The following is a 9,416-nucleotide window of genomic DNA, read 5'->3' on the forward strand; positions in this document are numbered from 1 at the left end:
CGGGGGCCGGGGGGAAGGCAGGGGCCGCGAGCCCACCGCCTTGTCGAGCTCGGCCTGGAAGGCGCGGTGGCGGCGGAAGCTCTCGCGGAAGCCGGCGAGCAGCACGTTGCCGCGCCCCTCCTCGCCGCGCAGCCACAACACCTCGGCACTGGCGGCGAGCAGCACGGCGGCCTTGTCGTAGCTGCGCCGACGCTGCCGGCTCACGATGGTGCTGGCGCGCCTGCGGGCCACCTCCAGACACGCCTCCAGCAGCCGCTCCTGCTCCTCGGGCTCCAGGCGGAAGGCGGGGAGGGCCTCGGCATACGCGCGAGCCAGGCGCTCCTGGAGGGCCGCGTCCTGGCGCAGGTCGCCCGCGTACCAGTCCCCGGCCTGGGTGCCGACCTCGAGCCCCCATTGCCAGAGCCGGGCCACGTTCCGGGGCAACTCGCCGAGCGGCTGGCCCGAGAGGAGGGCGAGGAAGAAGGGCACGATGGTGCCCTGCGGGTTGTCCCCGTACGTCCACCCGAGCGGGCTGTCGGTGGCGGCGAGCGCGTGGGCGGCCTTCCAGTCGTGCGCGAGCAGCCGGGCATGGGCGAGCAGCCGCCGGTCCACGCGGGCGGGCGTCTCCACGTCGTCCGCGGTGTCGGGGAGGGCCACCATGGAGCCCGAGGGCCTGCGGGGTTGGTGGAGCACGTCCTCGAGGTGTCGGGCGGCCTGGAGGAGCACGGGCGCGCGCTTGGACTCGGTGGGGTGCGAGTCCCGCAGATCCAACAGCCGCGCGAGGGTAGGGCGGGCGATGAAGGCCTCCCAGCGCGCGGCGCGCAGGGTGTCGGTCTGCCCGAGCCGCTCGGCCGCCGAGGCGAGGAAGTCGGCGAGGGCGGCGCGCAGGGGCAGGCCGGCGGGGAGCACCCCGAGGGCCTCGCGGGCGGTGGAGAGCACCTCCTGGGGCGGGCCCTCGCGCTCGAGCGCGGCGAGCAGGTCCAGGAAGGCGCGAGGGTGGCGCGTGGGCTCGGAGAAGGCGAGGGCGCGCAGCCCGCGCGAGCCCTCGGAGAGACGGACGGCCTCGCGCAGCCAGGCCTCGGCGTCGGGGTCGCGCTGCTGGCGGAGCAGGGGGACCCAGTCGCGCAGGAAGGCCTCGCGCTCGGGGAGGGGCTCGGAGGTGATGTCGAGCCACTCCTGCATGAGGGGCCGGGGCCCGTGGGGCAGGAGCGAGCGCATGAGCCGCATCTCCTCGAGGAGGACGGGGGCGCGCCGCGCGGGCGGGGTGGTGACGTAGACGGCGCGGAGGTAGCGCGCGCGGGCCTCGGGGAGATCCACGGCGGGGAGGTGCTCGGCGTGGAGGCCGCGGCCCCGCTCGTCCTCGTAGTGGAGGAGCGCGAAGAGATCGCTGTAGGCCTCGCGGGCGAGCCGGGACTGGCCCCGCTCGGAGGCCTCCTGGGCGCGCTCGAAGAGGCTGGTGAGGGGCTCGACGAGTTCCGCATAGGGGCCGAGGGTGTCCTCTTCGTCGAACCCCTCCTCTTCCCAAGCGCTGGCCTTCTCGGGGAGGACGAAGGACAGCTCGGCGATGTCGTCGAGGAGCTCGTCCTGGCGGAGCGGATCGCACGCGCCGGAGTCCGAGGGAGTGCGGAGGGAGTGCAGGAAGGCGAGCCGCTCGGAAGGACGTGTGCGGCTGGCGAGGGCGCGCAGGAGGGAGCGCAGTTCGTCGGGGGAACAGGCCTCCAGGCGGGCCTCGACGGCCTCGCGGAAGACCTTGAGGGGCAGCTTCTCGGGAGGGGAGGAGTAGACTTCAGCCATAGGTAGCTGAAAGATGACCTCGGCGGTCATGTCTGGCCACTCGGGGCTGCTCGGCTGGCTCCTGTCCTCTCGATCGACAGATGGGGAGACATGACACAACGGGTCGTGCGTCGTCTCTATTCGGAGCTGCTCAACACGTACCTCTCCCGCTCGTCAAGTTCATCCGCATCGAGCGTCACCTCGCGCTTGCCTCCCCTGCCATCCAAGAGAATCCAGGAGTACGGACTCGGCGAATCGGATGACACGAGAGACTCACATTTCCATAGCCGACACAATTCAAACATCACTTCGAACTCATCCCCCGAGTCCACCGGACTCCATTGAGGAACAATTGATACATACATCAAGAAGTCACCCGAAACCGCGCGAGCGCCCACGAGGACACGCACCTCCTCAGTGAGCTCGATCGGCCCCAACTCGGGGACCACGAGAACCTCTTCGGGTCGGACACCAAACACCCGTGCTACCCCAGAAGCAATCTCGTTGAGCTCCAGGTGCCTGTTCACAAAGAAGTCTTGCCAGATCACCTATCACCCTCCTCCAAGCAGCTGGATACTCCGTGCACGTTCAACTGCCTCTGGAGTGAGGGCCGGATCATGGGCGAAGATCTTCGTGGCCCTTTCGGTCCCATCACCGAACTCGTTCAAGACACCGAGCGCCTTGAACTCAGATCTGCTCAAGGTGTGAATACCAGGACCCTCAATCGGGAAGAGAGTCCCACCAGGCTCGATACCATACGTTCTTCCATTCACGGTGAGGCGATCTCCCTCGACCAGGGCGAGGCCGGCCTCGATGACTTTCATGTCCTCGGCAATCAGGCCCGGCTCGACAACCGAGTTCTTCTCCTTCGCCGCGGACGAACTGTAGCGAACGCTTTGGATCTTGTGGCGCTTCGCATTTGGGGCCTTGAAGGAGCCCATGGCCCCGGGCGTGGCCTTGGACATCATTGCCTGGGCCCTGGCCACATCCCCCCGGGCCTCGCGCAGGGCCAGGGCGGCGTCCACTCCCCCCACCGCCACGAAGCGGCCCGCCTCCTGGCTGGCGCGGATGTCCCGGGCCAGCTCCCTCAGGCCCTCCCCTCCCAGCCGCGCCTCCAACCGCCGTGCCACCTCCTGGAGGGCCTTCAGGCGTAGCTCCGGGGGTAGGAGCCCTCGGCGTCCTCCCATTCCGGCCCCCTGGGCCTCGGAGAGGGCGCGCACGCCCTTGCCGCCCGCGTACAGGGCCACCAGCAGCGCCGCGGGCGCCAGCTCGCGCGTGGCCTGCTCGTATTGGCCCTGGGACAGCGCGTATGCCCCATGGCCCGTCCCGGCCACCAGGGAGTAGAAGCCCAGCGGCACGCCGAACGTCACCGAGTCGAAGCCGCCTATCACCACGCTGCCCGGGGAGAAGTGCCGCTCCACCAGGGCCCGCTCCACCTCGTGGTGGGCCCGTTGGTAGGCGGGCGGCAACTGGCCCCGGAGCGCGGACAGCTCCATGGACCGGGCCCCTTCGCTCAACGGGCTAGTGTCCAGGGCGTCCCGGGCGGCGCGGCCGAGGCCCCGCAGCACATCTCCGGCCTGCTCGGCTCGGTCCGACCAGGCCGACAGGGGCAAGCCCCGCGCTTCCAACTCCTCGCGCACGGCCGGCATGAGTCCCAGCGTTTGCCCCAGCCGCTTGTCCCCGGCCAGCAGCCGCAGCACCTCCCGCACTTCGTCGTCATGGGCCGAGTGCAGGAGGAAGAGGGCAAGCACCTCGGCATGGGGGAGGCCATACCGCTCGGTGGCGGTGACGAGGAAGGCGGCGCGCTTGCGGTGGAGGAGGGCGGCGGCGTCTTCACGCACGGGCCCCAGGGCGCTCAGGCGCACGGCGCGCGAGTCCTCCAGCTTCTCCACCAGCCGGGGCATGTCCACCCGCTGCTGCAACGCGATGAATTCCGCGGGTGAGGTGCACGAGAAGAAGGGGGCCAGCAGTGCCTCGGTCTCGCTGGAGGACAGGTCGGGCCAGCCCGGGGGCACGGCCACCCCTCCGCAGGTGAGCGGGGCCACCAGGGTGCTCTCCGTCCGCAGCTCGGGGAAACCGCCGGCGCCTCCCGCCGCCTCCGCCAGCTCGGGAGAAACGGCCGACCGCTGAGGCCCGGAGCTGGAGTGCAACGGGGCGGAGCGCGGGTGCGGGCCGAAGCCGCTCATCAGACTCCCGCGCGGAGAGCCCGTGGCGCAGCCTCCGAGAAGCACGAGCACGGCCAGGGCCAGGAGCCCCCACCCGAGGTGTCGTTCGGGCCCACGGAGCAAGAGATGGGTGGACATGCCTTGCCTCCCCAGCGGATCGCGCGGGCTGGAAACCTCGGTCCATGAATCACACGGAAGCGCGGGGGCACCCGTCAAGCCACTGGGAAGGTACACCATGAGGCTACGTGACGGGTTGTCCGATGCTGCGGGATACGCCTCGGGCGAGCTGGACGGGGTGGCATGCGCCTGACGTTGGCGCTGGGTTCGTCGGGCGTGGTGGACTCGCCACACTGCGGGCTCTACCCTCAGGGTCTCCAAGGATTTCCTTCACCGAGGTCGGGCCAATGAAACGCGTGTGCGTGGTGGCATGGGTGTCGTTGGCGGTGCTGGAGACGGGGTGTCCCGTGGGAGGGGAGGCGGGCGTGCTGCACCAGGCCCTGCTCAAGGACAGCATCAAGAAATTGTCCCAGGCCAGTTGCCAGCCGGCAGACGTCTATGCGGAGTGTGGGCCCATCCAGGAGGACTACGACGACTGCATGGCCGCCTGTGAGGAGGAGATGGAAAGACGGGGCCGGAAATGAAGTGGCGAGCCCCGCTTGCCGTCCTTGTGGGACTCGTGTTGGCGATCCCGTTGATGTGGGCCTCGAACAGGTGGCTGCTGGGTGGCCTGAAGACGTCCGAAACTCGCGAGGCTGATGGCCGGATCGTCCCGATACTTCCGCCAGATGAGACGAGACGGTTGCTCACCTTCGAGAAGCCGTGCCACGGAGACGCGGACTGCGATGCACCACTCGTCTGCCTACGCGGGAAGCTGATGTGGAAGGCGGCCTGCGTGGCCAGCCAATGTGCGGCGGACGTGGATTGCGGCGAAGGTCTTTCCTGCTACTCGGTTCGGTCAGGCGAACGCGTGGTCCGCAGGTGTGGGGCTCCAGGGAGGGCGAAAGAGGGGGAGTTTTGCTTGGAACTGCCCCTCCAACCGGAAATGGGGTGCGCGCCGGGGTTGATGTGTACCGACAAGCGATGTCGCCGCTCCTGCCAGCCCCAGGAGCCCCAGGGCTGTCCCGCCGGGTCCTTCTGTAGTACCGCGGATGTAAAGGGCAGCGTGTGTCTGCCCACCTGTGAGGGATTATCCTGCCCGGAGGGACAACGATGTGTGGCATTGACGCACGGCGCCTCCGTATGCGCGCGGGTGCATGGATCGGATTGCCAGCTCAATCCCTGCCCAGCGGGTCAGGAATGCGAAGTCACGGCCCGAGAGTCACGGAATGACGTGGGGATGAGGTGCCTGCGGACCTGCGACCCCCAGTCGCGACCCTGCCCCCAGGGCTTCTCATGCATGGGGGGTCAATGCATCCAACAGTGCGGCTCGGATGCGCCGGGGACCTGCGGGGCGGGGGAAAAGTGCGCGGGAGGGGGGAGGGACCATCCCGGATGGTGCGTGCTCGACCTCGACGCGTGAGTCCACCCCGGGAGTGATTCCCGGAGTCAGCTCCTCTGGAATGACCGGAAAGGTCGAGCAGTCCTTGCCCGGCCGGGCGGGCTCCTCTACCCTGCCGCCCTCCTCCCGGAGGCCGCGTGCACCCTCGTCCCTGGCCGGTTCCGCTCTGGGCCCTCCTCGTCTCCCTGCTGGCCCCCTCCCAGGCGGGGGCTACCGGACGGGAGCCGAGGCAGGGGACCGTGCTCGTCGTGGGGCCGTCGGGCGCCGCGCCGCCCGTGCTGTACGTGGCCGCGCGCTTCTCCACGCTGGTGGACTTCGAGGGCCTGTTCGAGCCGCGTGCGCTGCTGACGCCCGAGCTGGAGGCACGGGTCGCCGTGGCGCCGATGGGCCCGCGCTCCCTGGTGGTCGTCCTGGTGCACGACCTGGCCGAGGGCGAGCGCCTCCTGCTGCCGGTGACGGGGCGGACGGAGGCGGGCGAGCCCCTCACCCTGTCGCTGGCGCTCGTCACCCGGCGGGACGAGGTGGACGCGCAGGTGAGCGTGTCCCTCGCCACGGAGTCGAGCCGGCTGCTCCTCGCGAGCCCCGAGCCGGGGACTCGCCCGAGGATGGAGCTCGTCACGCCGGGGGAGGGGTGGGCCCTTGAGAAGTCCGGCGGCATCCAGGCCCAGGTGGAGTCCGTGCTGCGGGTGGAGCGGCGTCTCTTCGTGACCGTGGACATCAAAACCCTTCAACGCACCTCCAGACCCTGGCGGCTCTCCCGGGTCCGGCTGGAGACGCGGTGCGGGCGCGCTCGGGCGGGCGCGGAAACCCCCGCTCCCATTCTCATCACCACCGTCGCGCTCGGACCACGGTGGCAACGCCATACCTTCTCCACGCGGGTGCCGGAAGGCGCCGGGTGTCTGGCGCTGACGTTGGAGGAGGACGGCCCCCGGACCTTTCATTTCGAGGACTCGAGGCTGCCCCCATGACGAAGTCCTTCCACCCGGATCTGCTCCAGGCAGGAGACACCGTGCGGCACTACCGGGTGGTGCGCCGCCTGGGCATGGGGGGCTTCGCGACCGTCCTGCAGGTGGAGCATGAGGGGCGGCTCTACACCATGAAGATGGCGGCGCGTCCCCGAGGCGACGGCGAGGACGAGGCCCGGGTGGATGAGCGGACCTTTCGGGAGGCGGTCTCGCTGGGACACTTCCACCACTCCAACCTGCTGGCCGTCCGCGAGCTGGGCCGCTGGCCAGACCTGGAGGGGGGCTACTTCTTCTTCGTCACGGACTACGTCCCCGGCGCCACCTTCAACCCGTGGCGCTGGAGGACGCACGCGCCGTTGTGCCGGCAGGTGGGGGTGCTGAGCGAGCTGGCGCTGGTGCTGGCGGAGCTGCACGAGCGGGGCGTGTGCCACCGCGACCTCAAGGCCGACAACGTCTTGGTGCGGGAGGGAGATGACAGGCCCTTCCTCATCGACTTTGGCGCGGTGTCCCTGCCCGGGGCCTACACGCTGACCAGGGCGCTGCCCCCTATGACATTCCACAACATGGCCCCCGAGGTCGCCGCCTTCCTGCGCGCCGGGGAGTGGGAGCACGGAGCGCACCTCGCCGCGCATCCGGGAGTGGACCTCTACGCGTTCGGTGCCCTGCTCTACGAGGCGCTCACGGACTGCCATCCCTTCAACCCCCGCCTGCCCCCGGAGAAGCTGCTGCTCGCCATCGAGTTCCTCCCGCCGGTGGAGCCCGTCCGGTTGGACCCGCGCGTACCGCCGGGGCTGAACGCGCTGGTGATGCGCTTGCTGGCGAAGGAGCCTGGGCAGCGGCCCGCGAGTGCCCGCGCCGTCCACGAGGAGTTGATGCGGCTGCTGGAGGGGGAAGGGGGCACGGAGGGCTGGACGGTGCCGTATGCCTTTCCCACGGCGCGAGGGGAAGACGGCGCACCCGTGGAGGCCCGGCTGGAGGAAGGGAATGTCGCGCGGGAAGGGTCCGATCCACCCCGGGAGTCCGTGGGCTCGGAGCCCCCCGCCGAGGAGCCGCTACCTCCGCCACCAGGGCAGGAGGCGCGGGCCGCCTCCGAAACGGCCGGACCGGGCCAGGGGAAGCAGGGCGCGGTGCGGCGCCGCGACGGGAGGAGGTGGGCGCTCGTCGGGCTCGTCCTCGGGCTGGTGCTGCTCGGGCTAGGGTGGGGACTCGCCCGCACCGTGTGCGCGTCCACCCTGGGGGTGGAGTGTCCCGGCACGGCTTCCACCGCGCCGGCCTCGCTGGCGCCTTCCGAGAAAGGACGTCACCCCTTGCGCTCCTCCACACCGAAAGTCCTGCGAGGACTCCTCGCGCTGTTCTGTGCCGCCTCGTCCCCACTCCTGGGCTGCGCGAGCGCACCCGTGCGCCCCGACGTCGGCGGCTTTCTGGAGCGCTGCTCTCCCGAGGCCCTCGCGACGGCCGCGCGGCTGGGGTTCGACAAGCGGCCCATCACCCGGGTCGAGGTGGAGGGCATCCCCGTCAGCGCCGAGGGGAGCGAGGGCGACATCAACGTCCGGAGCGGGCCCGTGATGGGCTCGATGGACCTGCCCGACGGCAAGATTCACTGGGTGGCGGGTGAGCTGAAGGTGTTCGAGGACCGGATCTACATCCAGTTTGACCGCATCTACCTCGATGCCCTCTACCCGGAGCGTGGCCGCGTGCCCTCGCCCCTCTGTGCGGCGCTCATCAGTGGGCGTGACATGACGAAGTTCGGGGAGAAGACGTTCGAGGCCGATCCGCCCCGTGGGCCCGGGATCGATCCCTCCAAGGTGGTGCACCGTGGCCCGGACGCGGCCGTCCTGCCCATCGCCTACGCGGTGGTGTACGTCCAGGCCCCCGGGCGCCGCTTCCCGGACTGACTCCGGGAGGCGGTGCCGCACCTCCCCGCGCCTCACTCGGCGTCGACGCTGTCCGGGCCGAGCTGCCAGCGGGGCCGCAGCTGGTGCTCGAACGTGCCCGAGTCGGGCACCACCACCTCCTCGCGGTACAGCTCCACGGGCCGCGTGCTCGAGTCGCGCACCACCAGCAGCGTGTAGTGGCCCGGCGGTACCAGCGTGAAGCGGTGCGTCTCCGTCATGAGCTCGTACATGGCCGGGTAGGCATGGGCCTCCGTCTCCAGGTAGTGCGCGCGCGTGCCGGGCAGGGGCCACGAGCCCGGCAGCAGCATCATCTGGTCCACCTTCTCGGTGGTGCGCACCCGCACGGTGGTGCCGTCGCTCTGAGCGTCGAAGTGCACCGGCACCGTTCCACGGGCCGGGACGTCCACCACCCGCGAGGCGAAGCTGGGCATCGTCCGCCGTCCGAAGACATGGAACTGGAGCTGAACGGTATGGCGCCCCTCTTCCAGCGCGCAGGTGCTGTAGCGGCCCTCGGTGACTTTCGCGTCGGCGGCGTGCCGGCCCCGCGCGGTGAGGACCTTCAGCTGGCCGTGTCCCGAGGCCCGCCCGTCCAGGCGCACCTCGCCCTCCAACCGGCCTCCCGGCCGCAGGGCCACGGTCACCTCCCGCTGCCGCGCTCCCAGGGGCACGCTCGCGCGCAGGTAGCCGCAGTGCAGCACGAGCAACACCCGCGGCTGCTCCTCCACGTGGGGCAGGCTCACCGTGCCGTCCTCCGCCGTCAGCAGCAGGCTGTCGAGGCCGCCGGAACGAGGCATCTCCGGGTAGAGGAGGGACCTGTCCATCCTCGCCTCGGCATCGGCCGGCTCTCTCACGTCCACGAGGGCGTGCTCCACCGGTAGCGAGGTGTCCGCGTCCACCACGCGCAGCCGCACCTCGCGCCCGCCGTCCAGCACCACGTCGCCCACGTCCGTGTCGAGGCCCTCGCGCACCTGGAGCCGGCGCGCGGTGGTGGCCAGGCCCGGGGCGCTGAAGATGAGCACCCGCTCCTCGCTCTTGCGGATAGGAAGCCGGAAGGCGCCCCCGGCGTCCTGGTGGAGCTCGCCATTGATGTGGAAGCGGGGGATGGGCGAGCCGTCCGCCCGCACCACCCTGCCGCGCACCT

The 9,416-nt window shown here is 70.6% G+C and carries 7 protein-coding genes; 3 read left to right on the forward strand and 4 right to left on the reverse strand.

The window, feature by feature from the left end; genetic code table 11:
• The 3 genes from VF697_RS06380 to VF697_RS06390 all read right to left on the reverse strand — a co-directional run.
• On the reverse strand, window positions 1-1,773 hold a 1,773-nt coding region (locus VF697_RS06380), incomplete at its 3' end, for a hypothetical protein (protein WP_331092597.1).
• 116 nt (window positions 1,774-1,889) lie between these two features.
• Window positions 1,890-2,300 (reverse strand): hypothetical protein, encoded by a 411-nt coding sequence (locus tag VF697_RS06385; protein ID WP_331092598.1) that lies wholly within the window; start codon window positions 2,298-2,300, stop codon window positions 1,890-1,892.
• Between the two features lie 3 nt (window positions 2,301-2,303).
• Window positions 2,304-4,055: a hypothetical protein gene (locus VF697_RS06390; RefSeq protein ID WP_331092599.1), complete on the reverse strand. Its 1,752-nt coding sequence runs from the start codon at window positions 4,053-4,055 to the stop codon at window positions 2,304-2,306.
• A gap of 266 nt (window positions 4,056-4,321) precedes the next feature.
• Here VF697_RS06390 and VF697_RS06395 point away from each other — a divergent pair, with 266 nt between their 5' ends.
• From VF697_RS06395 to VF697_RS06405, 3 genes are all read left to right on the forward strand, one after another.
• A complete protein-coding gene (locus VF697_RS06395) occupies window positions 4,322-4,558 on the forward strand; it encodes a hypothetical protein (RefSeq protein WP_331092600.1) in 237 nt (78 codons plus the stop codon).
• A gap of 994 nt (window positions 4,559-5,552) precedes the next feature.
• Window positions 5,553-6,383: a DUF2381 family protein gene (locus tag VF697_RS06400; protein WP_331092601.1), complete on the forward strand. Its 831-nt coding sequence runs from the start codon at window positions 5,553-5,555 to the stop codon at window positions 6,381-6,383.
• Window positions 6,380-8,275, forward strand: coding sequence for a serine/threonine-protein kinase (locus VF697_RS06405; protein WP_331092602.1), 1,896 nt, complete (start codon window positions 6,380-6,382; stop codon window positions 8,273-8,275). Before VF697_RS06400 ends, VF697_RS06405 begins: the two co-directional genes overlap by 4 nt.
• A gap of 32 nt (window positions 8,276-8,307) precedes the next feature.
• On the opposite strand, the gene VF697_RS06410 is transcribed toward VF697_RS06405, so the two are convergent.
• Window positions 8,308-9,416 (reverse strand): carboxypeptidase-like regulatory domain-containing protein (locus VF697_RS06410; RefSeq protein WP_331092603.1); only part of this gene is annotated, 1,109 nt, incomplete at its 5' end.

The organism is Archangium sp. (genome assembly GCF_036388035.1).
Lineage (GTDB): Bacteria > Myxococcota > Myxococcia > Myxococcales > Myxococcaceae > Archangium.